The 15292-nt window shown below is 58.7% G+C and carries 18 protein-coding genes; 15 read left to right on the forward strand and 3 right to left on the reverse strand.

All coding sequences use genetic code 11. From position 1 onward, the window contains the following. Nucleotides 1-59 precede the first annotated feature (59 nt). On the forward strand, nucleotides 60-248 hold the full coding sequence (locus BLV41_RS22885) for a recombinase family protein (protein WP_425284303.1): 189 nt from the start codon (nucleotides 60-62) through the stop codon (nucleotides 246-248). Between the two features lie 459 nt (nucleotides 249-707). Here BLV41_RS22885 and BLV41_RS20390 read toward each other — a convergent pair whose 3' ends face one another. Further along, the gene (locus tag BLV41_RS20390) at nucleotides 708-1442 is read right to left on the reverse strand and encodes a hypothetical protein (protein ID WP_074713626.1); all 735 of its coding nucleotides are present in this window, start codon (nucleotides 1440-1442) and stop codon (nucleotides 708-710) included. Between the two features lie 473 nt (nucleotides 1443-1915). Here BLV41_RS20390 and BLV41_RS20395 point away from each other — a divergent pair, with 473 nt between their 5' ends. The 6 genes from BLV41_RS20395 to BLV41_RS22890 all read left to right on the forward strand — a co-directional run bounded on the left by BLV41_RS20395 (nucleotide 1916) and on the right by BLV41_RS22890 (nucleotide 5399). Then, on the forward strand, nucleotides 1916-2236 hold the full coding sequence (locus BLV41_RS20395; RefSeq protein ID WP_139244524.1) for a hypothetical protein: 321 nt from the start codon (nucleotides 1916-1918) through the stop codon (nucleotides 2234-2236). Between the two features lie 52 nt (nucleotides 2237-2288). Beyond that, on the forward strand, nucleotides 2289-4040 hold the full coding sequence (gene imm47 / locus BLV41_RS20400; RefSeq protein WP_074713629.1) for an Imm47 family immunity protein: 1752 nt from the start codon (nucleotides 2289-2291) through the stop codon (nucleotides 4038-4040). Nucleotides 4041-4072: 32 nt separating this feature from the next. Continuing rightward, the gene (locus tag BLV41_RS20405; RefSeq protein ID WP_074713631.1) at nucleotides 4073-4405 is read left to right on the forward strand and encodes a hypothetical protein; all 333 of its coding nucleotides are present in this window, start codon (nucleotides 4073-4075) and stop codon (nucleotides 4403-4405) included. A gap of 111 nt (nucleotides 4406-4516) precedes the next feature. Then, on the forward strand, nucleotides 4517-4729 hold the full coding sequence (locus tag BLV41_RS20410) for a hypothetical protein (RefSeq protein WP_139244525.1): 213 nt from the start codon (nucleotides 4517-4519) through the stop codon (nucleotides 4727-4729). 20 nt (nucleotides 4730-4749) lie between these two features. Next, a complete protein-coding gene (locus BLV41_RS20415) occupies nucleotides 4750-5259 on the forward strand; it encodes a GAD-like domain-containing protein (protein WP_244517054.1) in 510 nt (169 codons plus the stop codon). 17 nt (nucleotides 5260-5276) lie between these two features. Next, a complete protein-coding gene (locus BLV41_RS22890; protein ID WP_280138652.1) occupies nucleotides 5277-5399 on the forward strand; it encodes a hypothetical protein in 123 nt (40 codons plus the stop codon). 36 nt (nucleotides 5400-5435) lie between these two features. On the opposite strand, the gene BLV41_RS20420 is transcribed toward BLV41_RS22890, so the two are convergent. Further along, a complete protein-coding gene (locus tag BLV41_RS20420; protein WP_074713635.1) occupies nucleotides 5436-6017 on the reverse strand; it encodes a recombinase family protein in 582 nt (193 codons plus the stop codon). Between the two features lie 578 nt (nucleotides 6018-6595). Between BLV41_RS20420 and BLV41_RS20425 the strand changes: the two genes are divergently transcribed. The 8 genes from BLV41_RS20425 to BLV41_RS20460 all read left to right on the forward strand — a co-directional run bounded on the left by BLV41_RS20425 (nucleotide 6596) and on the right by BLV41_RS20460 (nucleotide 14212). Beyond that, nucleotides 6596-7582 carry an NAD(P)H-dependent flavin oxidoreductase gene (locus BLV41_RS20425; RefSeq protein WP_074713636.1) on the forward strand — a complete coding sequence of 329 codons (987 nt, stop codon included), beginning with the start codon at nucleotides 6596-6598 and terminating at the stop codon, nucleotides 7580-7582. Nucleotides 7583-7660: 78 nt separating this feature from the next. After that, nucleotides 7661-8254 (forward strand): YciI family protein, encoded by a 594-nt coding sequence (locus BLV41_RS21485; protein WP_170835541.1) that lies wholly within the window; start codon nucleotides 7661-7663, stop codon nucleotides 8252-8254. A gap of 40 nt (nucleotides 8255-8294) precedes the next feature. Continuing rightward, nucleotides 8295-9713: an FAD-binding protein gene (locus BLV41_RS20435; RefSeq protein WP_074713637.1), complete on the forward strand. Its 1419-nt coding sequence runs from the start codon at nucleotides 8295-8297 to the stop codon at nucleotides 9711-9713. 87 nt (nucleotides 9714-9800) lie between these two features. Continuing rightward, nucleotides 9801-10736: a beta/alpha barrel domain-containing protein gene (locus tag BLV41_RS20440; RefSeq protein WP_074713639.1), complete on the forward strand. Its 936-nt coding sequence runs from the start codon at nucleotides 9801-9803 to the stop codon at nucleotides 10734-10736. Further along, entirely contained in the window at nucleotides 10733-11557 is an 825-nt protein-coding gene (locus BLV41_RS20445; protein ID WP_074713641.1) for a hypothetical protein, read from the forward strand. The genes BLV41_RS20440 and BLV41_RS20445 overlap by 4 nt, the downstream gene beginning before the upstream one ends. Further along, entirely contained in the window at nucleotides 11557-12636 is a 1080-nt protein-coding gene (locus BLV41_RS20450) for an isocitrate/isopropylmalate dehydrogenase family protein (RefSeq protein WP_074713643.1), read from the forward strand. The genes BLV41_RS20445 and BLV41_RS20450 overlap by 1 nt, the downstream gene beginning before the upstream one ends. Continuing rightward, complete coding sequence (locus BLV41_RS20455; RefSeq protein WP_074713645.1) at nucleotides 12636-13352, forward strand: RraA family protein; 717 nt, start codon at nucleotides 12636-12638, stop codon at nucleotides 13350-13352. Before BLV41_RS20450 ends, BLV41_RS20455 begins: the two co-directional genes overlap by 1 nt. 29 nt (nucleotides 13353-13381) lie before the next feature. After that, complete coding sequence (locus BLV41_RS20460) at nucleotides 13382-14212, forward strand: DUF6282 family protein (RefSeq protein WP_244517068.1); 831 nt, start codon at nucleotides 13382-13384, stop codon at nucleotides 14210-14212. 5 nt (nucleotides 14213-14217) lie between these two features. Here the strand turns inward: BLV41_RS20460 and BLV41_RS20465 are convergent, their stop codons facing one another. Then, nucleotides 14218-15186 carry a LysR family transcriptional regulator gene (locus BLV41_RS20465; RefSeq protein ID WP_074713648.1) on the reverse strand — a complete coding sequence of 323 codons (969 nt, stop codon included), beginning with the start codon at nucleotides 15184-15186 and terminating at the stop codon, nucleotides 14218-14220. Between the last annotated feature and the right edge of the window lie 106 nt (nucleotides 15187-15292).

Genomic DNA, 15292 nt, shown 5'->3' on the forward strand with positions numbered 1-15292 from the left:
CCAGTACCCGGACTATCCGGTAGACGCCCTCTGGCATAAGGGGGGGCCCTGACAATAACATCGACCATGCCAGCGGCGTCAAAGCCAGCCGGCCCGAGCTCGATAAGGCACTTGCCTCTGCCAACCGAGATGGCGACCAGCTTGTCATTAATCGTCTGGACAGGCTCGAGAGTTCAGGGCTCCATCTGGTCATGCTCGGTGCAGAGCATCACACCCGAGGTGTCCCAAATCACCCGAGTCTTTGGTAAGTTTCCGTGAGCATCGGACTCTTTTAAAGCTGGCTCAACCACGCGAGGCTGACCAAGGAAGTGCGTAAACCTAGCAACCGTCATTTCGCCAACCGGGACGCCGTCAATCTTGACCCCGGCGGGCGCTATGTCAATGTCGTGGGAAGCCAGACGGGAAGGGGCCTCCGGGTCTACGGGCGCGCCCACTGGGCGCTGGTGCTGGGGATCTTGCCCAAAATTTTCCACTGATTCGCCGATCTAAAGTTTGGAAATTACTCTTGCGACTCCGCTCATTACGAGGAAGCGCGGTGCGATCGACCTCATATTCCGAGCACGCACAAGCGGCCCATCCGTCATTTTCTCTAACGGTTATTGGCTGATCCGGAGCTAGCGAATAACCGTTAGGAAAGGGCAGCATCGCAATGAAGTTGTGGTTGCCCCTGCCAGCACTAGAGCTGGCAGGGGCAAGGGTGACACAAGTTATTTCAGTGTGACGGTTGTTTCCGCTTTTTCCTTCTTGTCATGATCAAGATCTCCGGTTGCGTCTTGCGGTGTCATGGTCGCCGTGATCTGCGTTTCCTTACCGGCGGTATAGGCAAAGTTCTCAGCGATGTTGAAGGACTCACCTGGCTTCAGGATGAATGGGTCCTTTTCCTTCAACTTCACGCCGGAGCTGCTCAGCCCATGCTTCTTGAACCCGTCACTGCTGGAGTCTGACGGCATGCCGCCAAGGTATTTCCAGTCCGTGTATTCGGCCTTTGGCGTGATCAATGAGTGGCTCAGAGGCACCTCCGCCGATGAGGTGTTGGTGACCACGTAGTTCAGGTACACCACAGGCTCGCCCTTCTTGAGCAGGTTTTCATTAGTTTCCTTGTCCACGAACATGCTGTCCTTAGACGCGACATCCGTGGCTACCTGGTAGATGTCTACGCTAAAACTCTCGCCCTTCAAAGTGCCGAGTTTGTCGCCCGTGTCAGTGATGGGCAGCGCCCAGGCGGCAACCTTATAAGCACCTGAGGAAGTATCTGCTCCCGCCGAGGCTGAAGCGGATGCCGAGGCAGGAGCGGACGCAGATGAGGACGTCGACGGTGAAGAGGCCGACGATGATTCGGAACCACCCGTCGTCGAGTCAGCTGTTGCGCCGCTGCAGGCGGTCAGGGCCAGCAATCCGGCCGCCGCAAGGCCGCTGATCTTCACTACATAATTGATACGCACAATTCCCCCATTGAATGGATTTACCTAGACTTGCAAAGTATTGCATTGTCTATTCAGGACCCGCAATGGGGACAACTCCCCGCAATTCTGCGGTCTGGTGTTGAAATTGCAAGCGTAATCGCTCCCTTCCACGATGGTCTCCTGATGTATATCTAGCCCGAGACCCTCCACTGTGACATCTGAGCTTTGGCTCCTAACCAGTGTTACCGCCCCTCCCCTGCCGAAGCGCTGGGGCCCGACAGTCGAATTCTCGATTATGTGTCTGCACATTTTCTCAGCAACGAACAAGACCAAACGTAGCGGGGTTGCGACTAGTAGTAGCGGTTTTGAAGAACTCTGTATTCCTTGAATTTGGCCAGCATTTTGGCCGAGGCCGTGCCTTCGAACAGCAGAACTACCGGGCCTCTGGACTGACACTGCTCACCGCGGCCATCGCGTAGGTCCGGTGCTCCTGAAACCGGTACAGTGGTGCCATGGATACGGTGGCGTTGCTCGGGCGTAAGTACCGGCCTGGGGTGATCGACGGTGCGGTGCAACGCGCCCTCGCGGCCTCGGGGGCGGTGGTGATCGCCGGAACGCTCAGCCTGCTCACGTACGGCCAGCTCACCATGACGACGGATGATCCTGAGATGTCGCTGGCCTCAGAAACTAAGGACCAAAGCATCCCGTTGGAGCTTGGCACCTACCAGTTGCTCATCAGGCAACGGAAGAATGACGTGTTCGAGGTTGTGGCGTCCAAAGTGAATGTCGGTGGTGTGGAACCAGTTGCCGAGTCGATCTGGTGGTCCGAGTGATGCGTCCTAGGGGCGGTCTCGGAGCGGTCTCTCCGTACGTGGTCTTGCGGTCATGACAAGCGACCAGTTGTTCGACGGGGTGTGGTTTGGACCGCCAAAGGCGCTATCTGAGAAGGATGCCGTTCACGCGAGATTCCACGAAGAGGGGCGGGTGTCGTTCCACGGGGTTCTCAGGGGTTGCATCGAGTTCTGCAAGATGGGTGATTTCTCGAAGCGTCAGCTCGTGTTTGACACACTGCAGTCAACGAGCGATAGCTTCGAGGCCCTAGACGCACTTGCCGCCGGCGCCGCGGTTGGACGAGAGCGTGATTTCAAGAAGGATCGCTTCTGGAGCTTCACCACTCACGCAGCCGATGAAGTGCACGAGCGCCTCGCAGGTCTTGGCACCGTCATGCTCGCACGCCACATCGCCCCGGAGTGCCTCCGGATGCTCAAGGATGAGTCGACACCACGCGAACGATGGGGGCGTGCGTATGCGAGCCTCGATTCGCTCCTTGACCTCGAAAGCGGGTCGGTCACGGCACAGTCAAGCTACGACGAGATCGGCGACGCGGTCTTCGCCGTCCTGGACGGGCTGAAGCCGAAGTACATCATCAACGGCAAACGCTTCGAGGCCGCCGGCACAATGAACGTGATGATCGCCTCCGCTGAGCGAGCACTTGAGAGCGGCGAGCCCTTCTCAAACCGTGACGCGGCTTCCTGTCTGTCCATCTGGACGGGCGATCTCTGCCCGGTCTTCACCGACCATCACCTCACCGCCGCTGACGTCCAGGGCCTCGCCGACTACGTATCCCGCATCTCGCAGCTCGACTGGAAGCCGGGACATAAATACTTCTATGGTCACGACGTCGAGGGCGGTCCGGGCCTGCGATCGGTGGAACCAGCGTTCGAAGCGCTGTCGCCCGCTCGAAGGCCGACGACCTCCGCGAGTTTGCCTACTGCGGTGAGCGCGTCCAGTGCCACTGCTCCGCCCAGCGCTCAGCTGTCAGGCGGGGCTTGGTTTGGTCCTGCACAGCCTGGCTCGGAGCGCGACGCGATCTTAGCCTCGCTTCAGGTATCGACCGCAGGCCCCGAGACTCAGTTCCGCGACGCGCTTGAGCTATGCAAGATGGGCGATTTCACGCATCGACAGACCGTGTTCGACACGCTGCAGGGAGCGGCGGAGGAGAGGGACGCCCTTGACGCCTTCTTCGTGAGTGCCGCCATCGGACGAGACAGTGACTTCGAACGGACAGGTTTCTGGACATTCCTGGAAACTCACGACAGCGCATACTTCCACATCGCGGGGTCGGGACTCGACCTCCTCGCCCGTGCTTTCATCCCCCAACTGCTCGCCATTCTCGAGGAGGAGTCGACGCTGCACGAAACGTGGGAGCAAGCGTATTCGAGCCTCGACACACTCCTCGATCTCGCAAGCGAGTCGGTCTTCGAGACTAACGATCCAGACGAGATCGCCGCCGCTGCTCACACCATCCTTGGACGGCAGAGATCGCAGTATCTGCTCCGTGGAAAGCCGTTCGAAATCACGGCCATCACCGACTCAATGATCGCTTCTGTTACCGGAGCCCTCGAACAAGGCAAGCCATTCTCGAACGTGGGCTACGCTCCGTTGCTGTCGGTCTGGACAGGAGACCTCTGCCCAGCGATCGACACGGAGAGGCTCACCGCCGTTGACGTCCAGGCGCTTATCGCCTACGTCATTCGCATCTCGCAGCTTGCCTGGCAGCCGGGCCACAAGTACTTCTACGGCCACGACGTCGACGGCGGCCCGGGCTTGGGCCCCGTTCCGCCACCTCGGGCGTAATCGCCCGTGATCTGAAAATGAAGGAAGTAGCCATGCGCATAGAACGCAGGATCTGGTTCATCGACCGCTTTGGTCGGGAGTTCGACGACGACGTCACAGTTGAGGCTTTCATCGAAATGTTCGACGATGTCGTGGCAGCAGTTGACGACGCTGAGCATTGCGTGGTCGACATCTGCGACAGCACAGATTGGTACGTCGAGTTCAGTCGTACGACGGTGACGCTCGGCCAAGCCGAAGTGGGAGGTGAGCACCTCGGGGATCTACCTCTCACCTCCCGCGAGGAGGCAATCGCCATTGCGCGCGAGTTCCTCGGGGCAGCGTCGACGCTCTCCGAGCCCGACCTTGGGTGGCCTGAGCATCACTGAGGTCAATGATCGCTACGCGGGGAAGCCGATGCTGCGGCTGCTCGATACTTACGTCCTCGACGCCATCGGAGCACTCGATGAGCAGACGCAGAAGGGGTGTACTCCGGCAACGTGGCTCGACTCTCGACCGCACTCAAGGCACCTGGAAGCTCATGGCAAGAGGTCATCGAGAACGCCATGGCGATGCCAAAAAACTCACCACATATCATCCGCGGCATCTGGGGAAAGTATGTCGACGACGCCCTCGCCGACGCCGGGACGCCAGATCCGATCGCCTTCACCCCACCTCAACGACTCCAGATTCCTGGGCTGACTCCCCGCTGACGGAGCCTAGGATCGTTGCCATGCTCGAGATTGCCGACTTCGTCCAGCACGCACCTGTCGAGCCGGAGATCATCGAGGAGTACCACGACCGCGTCTCCGACGAGATCATCGAGTTCTGGAAGCAGTACGGCTACGGCACCTTTGGCAACGGATTCATCCGCGTCATCAACCCCAAAGAGTACGAGACAGAACTCGCCGAATGCATCGGCAAAGTCACCGGCAGAAACACGGCGCTCCCCATCAAGGTCCTCGGCCTCGCCGACCTCATCACCTGGGACGGTACCGGCATCATCGCCAACATCTACAGAAACGACCAACGGTCCGGACTCGGCCCAAAGCTCTCTACATTCATTGGTCTCACAGTGCTCAACGGTGCCGACCACCTCTCAACTGCACTCGACTGGGACATGTTCCGAAGGCTGTCGAGGCCCACGGTGCCCCAGCCTTCGACGAGTACTTCACCTACGTGCGTTCCTCTCCCTCGACGGTCAGAAGATGGTGGAGAACCTGAAAGTCGGCAAGACGATTGAAGCGATCCAGGTCATGGTTGACTACCAAGGCGTCATCCGGCAATGAGCCGCCGTCGGTTCTGGCGTACCTCACCGTGGAGGTTGACGTCACGCAGAAGTCCCGCGACATAGCACGCCGCGCGGGCAGGGACGGTTGGTGACTAGGGGGTTGAGTAGGATCCGTGCAGCCGTTAGCGCTAGGGATGTTCCGGCCGTGTTTTGGTGGTCTGGATGTTGCGGTAGATGGTCATGGGTGTCACGGCGCAGGATGCGGCGATCTCGGCCATGGTGAATTGCCTCGCATCGTACATACGCTGGGCTTTGCCGATGAGATCGGGAGTCATCTTCGGTTTGCGTCCGCCCTTGCGGCCCCTGGACCGCGCAGCTATCAGCCCGGCTTGGGTGCGTTCACGGATCAACGCGGCTTCATACTCGGCCATCAGCGCGAACATGCCAAAGACGAGCTTGCCGTGTGCAGTGGTGGTGTCCACGATTCCGTTGGTCAATGACTGCACCCCGACTCCGCGTTCGTCCAGTGTGGTGACGATGTCGATGAGGTCGCGCAGGTTGCGTCCGAGCCTGTCGATTTTCCAGATAAGCAGGGTGTCTCCTGGGTGGAGATTATCAAGGCATAGGATCCACTGAGGACGGTCGGCTTTGGTCCCGGTCGCCGTGTCTTTGTAGATTCTCAGGCAGCCTTCGGCGTTCAACGCGTCGAGTTGCAGCTGCGGATCCTGGTCGGTGGTGCTTACTCGGGCGTACCCAATTTTGTGTCCCATGCAACGTAGTCTAACAAAACCCATAACGGACGAGCTGTTTCGTTGGTTTGATTTCGTGGTGGCTTTTGTTGGAGAAAAGCGCGGGCCAAGCCCTCACTATGCGAGGCGGCGCCGACTCTATCGCAGACGATCGTTTGCGATAGACCTGAGATGCATTCAGGACAAGCCAGACCCCGCCTAGGTGCGTGGGTCAGTAGTCGGCACTCGTTGATGAAACCTACAAATCTAGCGTCTGACTGAGTCAATTTATCCTGAATTCATGTAGGTTATCGACATAAAAAATCGTGAAAATCGACTACTGACCAACGCACCTAGCGCCAATGTTGACACGGATCCTACTCAACCCCGAGTTTGTTTGGCAATCAATGCTTGCATTGCTGGCGAAGAAGGTATCTATATATGGGGCTGGCTTTTCCCATGCGACTGCTATTGCATTTGCCTATGTCAGGCACTGATTTTGTTACTTTGACCTTTGTTTTGCTTGTCCAATACCTTTTTCATATGACGCTCTGACTGCCGGTTGAAAGAAAAATGGCCACTCTCGGTTCGTCCCACTGAATTCTGAGGCGGAGGCATAAGTGATAAAGACTGCATTGACGGAACTCCTGGGAATCACTCATCCCATCGTGTCAGCTCCTATGGGGGGCGTCTCGGGTGGAGCGCTAGCAGCTGCAGTGACTGCGGCTGGCGGGCTCGGCTTGGTCGGTGTGAGTTACGGAGACGGAGAGTTCATTTCGACCCACCTGCCGGAAGCAGCGAGAGACGGCGGGGTTTGGGGTGCGGGCATGGTCATGTTCACATTCGATGAACGCCCGGGGCTTCTCGAACAGGTGCTGAGCTATGCGCCTCCGGTAGTTGCCCTGTCTTTCGGCAACGCCGACCAGACGACTCGCTACGTCGAAACTTGTCGAGAGGGTGGCGCCCATGTGTTCGTGCAGGTGCACGACCTAGAACAAGCCCGGCTCGCTGTGGACGTCGGAGCCAGCGGCATAATCGCTCAAGGCTCAGAAGCTGGTGGACACCATGCAGATAGGGCTACGTTCCCCTTCCTTCCTGCAGTCGCTGACTTGGTAGGTGGTCGCGTGCCGGTAATCGCCGCCGGGGGAATTGGTGATGGCCGCGGACTCGCGGCGGCCCTAGCACTCGGTGCCGATGGAGTGATGGTTGGAACACGTTTCGCGGCGAGCTCTGAATCGTTGACCTCAAAAGGTTTCCGAGACCAGTTAGTCGCTGCAACAACTGCGGACACCATGAATACTCGCGCCTTCGATATTGTGCGAGAAATCCCGTGGAGTCCGGCTTACCAGGCACGAGCCATCGCCAATGCTTTCACCGTTGACTGGCACGGACGGGATGAAGAACTCGCCGCCCGCGCTCGTGAAATCGAACCGATCTGGGCTTCAGCCGCGGGCCATGACGATGTGACCCAGCGAGCGATGTTCGCTGGGGAGGTCGTCGACATCGTCAAAGAAATTCTGCCTGCCGGTGACATCGTTCGGCTTATTGCCGACGGGGCTTCCGAGGCCCTTCGATCTCTCAATCAACGCGTCAGCCACACGTCCTAACCCCAACCAATTCGCCCCCATACCCATTTGCGAATGTGCACGTCAGGTGTGCATTCATTCAACAATCCGGAGGATCCCATGCTGCACATTCTGACTCTTTCCTACCTGCAGGACCCCGAAACCATGACTCTCCACAAAGAGGGCCACGTTGCGTGGCTGCATGAGCAGCTTAACGCTGGCCGTGTGATTATCGCGGGGCCGCAACCTTCCGGTCAGGGAGGCTTAATCGTCACGGCAAATCTGTCAGAAGCACAAGTCTGTGAGCTGATCGCGACCGATCCGTGGGTAGGAGCAGGACTCGTTTCCTACGACCGCACCAGCGTCGATGCCAAGTACCTCGCCCCGGGTTTGTTCACCAACCCTGCGAACGACGATTCGGTAACACTGATCAATGTAGCGCTCACTAAGGATCCTGAGGCCTCGATCGACCTGCTCAGCGATGCGGTCGACTATGTTGCCGGTGCCGCCGAGGGCTTCCGTGGATCTCGCCTTCTGACGAGTGTGCAGAACGACACGGTCATCAACCTCGCGCATTGGGACAGCGAGGACCAATTCAATGCGATCTTCAATGACCCAGACTTTACTTCACGCTATGCGGCGTTTGCCGAGACTACGGAGTCCTCCCGATACCGCTTGTACCGTACCAAGCGCGTGATCAGCCCCGCTCGCTAACCAGCATCAAATCGACCAACCCGACCGACTTGGAGACTTCATGACTGATATCTATGACCTCATCGTGGTAGGCCACGGCGCTGCTGGCCTGGCCGCTGCCGTCACTTACGCACAAGAAACGACGGCCGACAAGAGCAAGAGGATTGCAGTACTCGAACGCTCCCCAATTGAGGAACGTGGAGGTGCTACGCAGTGGACCGGCGCATTCCTCCGAATTACCCAGGATTTGCAGCTAGACACCGACTGGACAGACCGAATGGATCGGGCCTCTGGCGGCCGCGCCGACCTCGACTACTGCCGTGCCATAGAAGCCGACACTCCCGATGCGATCAGATTCCTCCAACAAGGCGGGGTTGGCATCAATTTCGCACCCTTTCCCTTCCCCCACACATTTAGTGGAGGAGTCCCGTCTATGCTTCCCCCTGCCAGCCCAGAAGGAGGTGGGGCATCGATCGTTTCAACGCTGTCCGCCATTCTCGAATCTGACTCTCGGGTAGATCTGCGATACGACACCGAAGCGGTGACGCTGACACGGTCCGCTGATGGTGCGATCACGGGAATCACTATTCGGGAAAGCGATGGGCGGATGACGACCCTCACGGCACCCGCAGTCATCTTGGCCTGCGGCGGGTTCGAGGGCAACTATGACATGCTCACCCAGCATGTCGGACCGCGAGCAAAGGATTTGCCGCCCATTGCGCCTGGAATTTCCAACAATCGGGGCGACGCCCTACGCATGGTTCTGGAAGTGGGCGGTGATACCGCCGGGCAGTTCGATGGCATCCATTCAGAACCCGTCGATCGGCGCAGCTCGGCTGCCGACGCTGTTCTCTATGGGTATCCGGCCGGAATCTTCGTCAACGCGGCTGTCGAGCGGTTCTTCGATGAGGGCCAAGACACATGGGACAACACCTTCGAGCACATCGGATACGAGATCTGGAAGAACCAGAATCAGGAGGCTTACTGGGTCGGTGACGCCCGGTCGATGCAGATCGAAGGGTTCATGAATTCCTTCCTGAGTGACGTTCCACCAGAGCAATCGGAGAGTCTCGCCGGCTTGGCAGACAAGCTCGGCATCGATCCGGAAGCACTCTCGCGAACCGTCCACGACTTTAATGCCGCGACCGGTCCCGAACCGTTTGATCACACCCTCATGGATGGAAAATCCACACATGGGATAACCCCGCCGAAATCGAATTGGGCCACGCCGATCGAGGAGCCCCCATTTGTCGGTATCCCCGTCACAGCAGCAATCTGCTTCACCTATGGCGGAGTGCGGACAGACTTGTCCGCTCGTGTCCTCACGGCTGCTGACCAACCGATTCCTGGCCTCTATGCGGCGGGGGAAGCAACCGGCCTGTTCCACAACGAATATCCGCCCGCGACTTCGGTATTGCGGTCGATCATCTTTGGTCGTCGTGCAGGGTCACACGTCGCCGCCGGAGCATCAGCTTCTTAGCTCGCAGGCTCAGTCATTGGTAATGACGCAGCCACTTCGAATTAGCTATTTTCCATTTACGGGCACAATCGTTTTCAGGAGGATTTTATGTCGATAACGAATATCGATGTCACGCTACGCGACGGAGGCTATCGAAATGGTTTCAGTTTCCCCGCTGGTTATGCGGTTGAACATGCCCGCCTAAGTGTGGAGGCCGGATTTGACTGGGTTGAAATCGCCTATAGAAATGGCTCGTTCAACCCTGCTACCAGCCAGGGAATTTCGGGACTCGGACCCAACGCATACATTAGTGAAATGGCCGACATTATCGGTCCTGAGCACACCGGATTGATCCTGCACCCATCAAACATCGATTCCACAGATTTACAGGAATGTTATGCGGCAGGGGCCCGCTTGGTACGTATCTGCTTACCGATTTCCGACCCGGATCGCGGCCTACGCTACGTGAGTGAAGCGAGGGACAGAGGCTTCACCGTCTGCGTTAACTTCACCCGTGCCAGCCGCCTTGATACGCGCTTACTTGTGGAGCTATCGAGCCGCAGCGCGGATGCGGGAGCGAATGCGATCTACCTTGCTGACTCTAATGGCAGTATGCAGCCGGGAGAGGTGTCCCGGAAGGTGACACTTGTCCGGGAAGTAAGCGGCATCGAGGTAGGTTTTCACGCTCACAACAACTTGGGTCTGGCACTTGCAAATTCTCTCGCAGCTGCCCAGGCAGGTGCTGAATGGATGGATTCCTCGGTCCTTGGGATGGGTAAGGGTTCAGGGAACCTGATCTCCGAACAGTGGATCGCTCACTTGGAAAGCCATCATGTCGACCCCGAACGCTTCAATCTAGGCGCGCTGCTGGATCTCTCCGCGCTCCTTCGGGATTCGGTTGAGGAATCTGGGCCTGTTTTGCCGCATACCGATCTGATACTGGGACGGTTTGATCTTTCGGTTGAACATCGCGACCGGGTGTCTGGTGACTGCCGGGCCCAAGTTCATGTGGCACGCGAGCTGGCCCGAGTGGCGGCTCAATGAGCCAGCGCACTGCCATTGTCTTTGGACCAGTTCAGCCCGCCTGGGACAATGGGGAATTTTTCGCTCCCATTACCGAGCGGCTGCGGTCCCAGGGCTTCACCGTGCAGTTGATCGATACCGTTGCCTTAGTCGAGGCCACCATGACAGTAGAGGAGCTCGCTGCACTGTGGTTCACTCGCCTCGGACACCTCGAGCATGTGGATCTGGTGTGTGGCAATGCTCTTGGTGGTGCTGTTGCCCAGGCCTATGCGACACATATGGATGCCTCAGTGCCAGTGCTGTCGGTGTCCGGCCCGGGCCGCAGCGATCAGCTTCTCTCGCAGCGTCTAGAGGAGATTGCGGATCTTGCCAATCGGGGTCTGATCGACGAGGCACTGGCCTTGCTACACCGCCGGGTCAGTGCATGCAACGCCAAGGCTGCGCAGCAGCCAAATTCGCCGGTCATACACCCATCCACAGCCAGAGTCTCTGCACGTAGCGAGGAATCCTCTGCGGCCAATACAGCGGTGTCTCCTGCGTCGATCCACCGAGGATCTACAGCCCCCGGGACGACAGGCCGCCGGACTGCTGCCCAACGTCTCACACTCGGGTTGCGGATGCTGTGCGATCTTGACCTGGCGGAGGCGCTTTCAAACTACCACGGGATGATCACCACGGTAGTTGGGGCCGACTCCCAGCTGGTGACCGCGAGGCATGTAGTCCCGGCACCGAGGTCCGAGACATTTGTCTTCGATAGGGCCGGGATGCGCCCGCATCATGACCGTCCGGAGATATTGGACTCAGTTGTAGCCACATTGATCAAAGAATTGGAGACTGTGTAATGGACATAGCTGTGCTTCCTGGCGACGGGATTGGACCTGAAGTTGTCGAGGCCGCATTGCCCGTAATAGGCAAGGTTGGGCTGGACTGGAACCTGCAGTTCGGCGACGTAGGGTGGCCGTTCTGGCTGTCGGACGGGGACCCCGTACCCGACGCCACATGGAAACTTCTCGAACGCACGGACAGCTGCCTGCTCGGGGCAATAACAAGCAAGCCGGCGCGTGAGGCCGAATCTGAGCTTCCGTTTGCTCTGCAGGGGCTCGACCGCAAATTCATCTCACCGGTAATCCAGCTGCGGCAACGGCTGGGTCTCTACGCGAACGTCCGCCCCGTGGCCGACATTCACGAAGGACGCTTCAATTTCGCTGTCATTCGGGAGAACACCGAGGGGCTCTATGCCGGATTCGACTACCACGGGTTAAGTAACCCCTTGTGGGAACTGGTCAAGGACCACCCCAACGCGGCCCAATCTGGTGCCGACAACAGCAGTGTCACGTTACGGCTCCAAACCCGCGCCGGCATCGACCGGCTGCTTCGATTCGGTTTCGAATACGCAGTCTCACAACATCATCAGCTGCTCACCCTCGCGGACAAACCGAACGTGCTGAGATCCAGCAGCAATTTTCTGAGGAGCCGACTCGAAATCATGGCCGAGGAGTACCCCGGTATTGAGACCGAGATCCTCAACGTAGACGCAGTGGCACTGTGGATGGTGCGCCGACCGGAGCGCTTCGGTGTGATCGTTGCCGAGAACATGTTCGGTGACATCCTTTCTGACCTCGGCGCCGGAGTGATGGGAGGGCTGGGACTAGCTTCTAGTGCAAACCTCGGCGACCACGGGAGCTATTTCGAGCCAGTACATGGCAGCGCACCGGGAATGGCCAAGCAGTCCAAGGCGAACCCACTCGCTATGATCCTCACCATCTCACAGCTCGCCGATCACCTAGGAAACGCCGAGGAAGCCGAACGTATCCGGAAAGCGGTACGCACCGTCGTTCGCGATGGTACAGCACTCACCTACGACCTTGGCGGCCGTTCAACTACCCGCGAAGCCGCTAACGCTGTCCTGGCGGTGCTCTGATGTCCGCCTCCACATCGCACACTACCCCGCCAGCCACTGTGAGTAATGAAGAGGCGTTGGCTCGATTGAAGGCCCTCGACACAGCCTCTCTATCCGATGCTATGGACAGTCTCGAGGTGCCGTGCGTACTCTCTGGTATTCAGGCTCAGGTTCCCGGCGCAACCGTCGCCGGCATCGCGTTCACAGTGACCTACCGCCCCATCAACCCGGCCGTGACCGGGTTTCGGAACGCAGCGAACTACATCGACGATGTACCTCCCGGCGCCGTCATCGTTGTCGACAATGGCGGATCGACCGAATGTACTACCTGGGGCGGCCTTCTGACCTCGGTCGCGAGACGACGTGAGATCGCTGGCACGGTCATTCACGGGTCTGCCCGGGACGTTCGGGAGATCCGTGAACACAACTACCCGCTATTCAGTACGGCGGTGCACATGGTCAGCGGTAAGAACCGTGTAGAGCTCGCCAGTACCGGCGAAGACGTCCTCATCGGGGCCGTCCGAGTGCAGGCCGGTGACTTTGTCGTGGCCGACGACAACGGGGCCATCGTTATTCCGCATAACAACGTCATCGAAGTAATCACACGGGCCGAACAAGTCGAACGTACCGAAGAACTCATATCTCTGGCGTCCGATTCTGGGCTTCGCCTCGATGAGGCACGCCGTCAGTTCCGTTACGACCGACCGTGGGACGGCCCGGACCGCCCCCAGTCATGATTTCGCCGAGTGGTGCACTCGCGAGTCGAATGATCGATGTCCACTATCACGCGGGCCCTGACATCACCAGGCGTCGTCACTCCGTAGTTCAGGCGGGTCGACACTACCTCGCCGCATCAGGATGGGTGGTTGTGAAGAGTCACCTGGATTCCACCGCGGCCGCAGCCTGGGAAGCTCGTCAAGAAGGGTTCCCAGTGTCCGGATCGGTTGTACTGAATGCTCTCGCTGGGGGTGTGGACCACCGAGTGGTGCAGCGAGCCGCGTTCGCCCACGGCGTTGACAGTCCTGCTCGACTAGTCGTCTATCTACCCACCCTCACCCCACACCCCCATGCGTCGGCGCTGACGGCCGAGCCATTTCATCCGCAGTTCTACCGGGAGAAATGGTCCCACGCCCGGGTAATGGATGACTCCGGCCACCTGCGACCGGAAGTACTCGATGTTCTGCGCTGCGCCCGTGACCTCGATCTTGTCGTAGCGACTGGGCATTGCCGACGCGATGAAGCACTCGCCATCGTCGATGCAGCCGCCGATATCGGTCTCGATCGGCTGCTACTGACTCATGCCACCCATCCTCTCTCCGGGTTTTCGGAATCGGATGTCGGGCTATTGTCCTCCGCCGGGCACGTCTGGGTGGAAATCACGGCACTGATGGTACTGATGGGTCATCGCCACCTCGATCACCTGGCAAGGCTGGTCGCCTCGCACCCACGGGTGCTACTGTCCTCCGACCTCGGACAGCCAACCCAACCCGACGTTCCAGAGGCCTGGGCAACGATCGACACCTGGTTAGGTGACCTCGGCATCGATAGGGAGGCCATGACCGTGTCCATCCCACACCAACTCCTCGCCGGGAGCTGACCACGCTAAATATTGTCGGCGAGATGGTCGATCAGCGTGGCGTACCGGGTGCCGGTGACCGCAGCAAAGGCCAGGGTCTCGGTGACCGGAGACTCGGCCAGTGGCCGCCACTGAACATCAGGAGAGCTCTGAAAGGAACTTCTTGGATATACGGCAACCGTATCCCGTAGGGCGTGGTTCAGGGCATGAATGGTCAGTTCCGGACGATGAATGTCCACGTTTTCCAGCATTGGATCCCAACCCCTATGCCGGAATGCCATGAGCAGCGCGCGGGAGTATTCCTGATCGTCAGAGGAATTGCCCCAAAGCAACCGCTGCCCTCGCAGATCGGCCCAACTCAAGGCATTGAATTCAGCTAGCGGGTGTCCAGCGGCCATCAAGACACCAAGTTCCTCCACGTTGAACGGAACCATGGTCAGACTCGGATCGGTCAGCGGAATCCGAACTATACCTATGTCAATGTCCCCTAAACGGAGCGAGGCGCCCTGACTGCTCGACGAAATGGATTTCAACTGAAAGCGTGGCATGTCACACCAGCTTCCCTCGGAGATGATCGATTTGCGGATCATCTCCGAGACATCCGAGATCGTCGGGTAGGAGATACCGGAACAGATCCCTATTGTTATCGTGTTGCGGTGCGGGGACGCCGCGACGATAGCCGCCCGAACCGCGTGCGGGATGTGCTCCACCCCTTTGAGAAAGGCCAGACCGGCCGATGTGACTTCTACACCGCGGGGTTTGCGCTCGAACAGACAGAAGCCAACCCGTTGCTCCAGGCGAATGATTTGTTGGCTGAGACTGGGCTGCGACACATTCAGCTCGGCCGCAGCGGCGGAAACAGAACCGCAGCGCACCACGGCCAGAAAATAGCGAATATGACGGATGTCAATGTCATCGAGTGTGCTGATAGGTTCCAGCAGCTCAGGAACCGCATAAGAAGTCGTCTCTTCAGACGTCGAGAAAGCAACCGACATATGATCTCCCGCTGTTGTTTCGTGCAACGGACAGAATTTTTAGCTGCCCGGTGGCCAGTGGGCCAGGCGCGACGGTGCACCATTCGACGTTTCAGGCCCGAAGGAT

This window comes from Arthrobacter alpinus (assembly GCF_900105965.1).
Classification (GTDB): domain Bacteria; phylum Actinomycetota; class Actinomycetes; order Actinomycetales; family Micrococcaceae; genus Specibacter; species Specibacter alpinus.

What these genes read in the sequence shown, in the direction of transcription:
- BLV41_RS20395 (WP_139244524.1), top strand. Translation starts at nt 1,916, where the DNA reads ATGGATACGGTGGCGTTGCTCGGGCGTAAGTACCGGCCTGGGGTGATC.
- BLV41_RS20435 (WP_074713637.1), top strand. Translation starts at nt 8,295, where the DNA reads ATGACTGATATCTATGACCTCATCGTGGTAGGCCACGGCGCTGCTGGC.
- BLV41_RS20445 (WP_074713641.1), top strand. Translation starts at nt 10,733, where the DNA reads ATGAGCCAGCGCACTGCCATTGTCTTTGGACCAGTTCAGCCCGCCTGG.
- BLV41_RS20420 (WP_074713635.1), bottom strand. Translation starts at nt 6,017, where the DNA reads ATGGGACACAAAATTGGGTACGCCCGAGTAAGCACCACCGACCAGGAT.
- BLV41_RS21485 (WP_170835541.1), top strand. Translation starts at nt 7,661, where the DNA reads ATGCTGCACATTCTGACTCTTTCCTACCTGCAGGACCCCGAAACCATG.
- BLV41_RS20440 (WP_074713639.1), top strand. Translation starts at nt 9,801, where the DNA reads ATGTCGATAACGAATATCGATGTCACGCTACGCGACGGAGGCTATCGA.
- BLV41_RS20465 (WP_074713648.1), bottom strand. Translation starts at nt 15,186, where the DNA reads ATGTCGGTTGCTTTCTCGACGTCTGAAGAGACGACTTCTTATGCGGTT.
- BLV41_RS20415 (WP_244517054.1), top strand. Translation starts at nt 4,750, where the DNA reads ATGCTCGAGATTGCCGACTTCGTCCAGCACGCACCTGTCGAGCCGGAG.
- imm47 (WP_074713629.1), top strand. Translation starts at nt 2,289, where the DNA reads ATGACAAGCGACCAGTTGTTCGACGGGGTGTGGTTTGGACCGCCAAAG.
- BLV41_RS20405 (WP_074713631.1), top strand. Translation starts at nt 4,073, where the DNA reads ATGCGCATAGAACGCAGGATCTGGTTCATCGACCGCTTTGGTCGGGAG.
- BLV41_RS20460 (WP_244517068.1), top strand. Translation starts at nt 13,382, where the DNA reads ATGATCGATGTCCACTATCACGCGGGCCCTGACATCACCAGGCGTCGT.
- BLV41_RS20450 (WP_074713643.1), top strand. Translation starts at nt 11,557, where the DNA reads ATGGACATAGCTGTGCTTCCTGGCGACGGGATTGGACCTGAAGTTGTC.
- BLV41_RS20455 (WP_074713645.1), top strand. Translation starts at nt 12,636, where the DNA reads ATGTCCGCCTCCACATCGCACACTACCCCGCCAGCCACTGTGAGTAAT.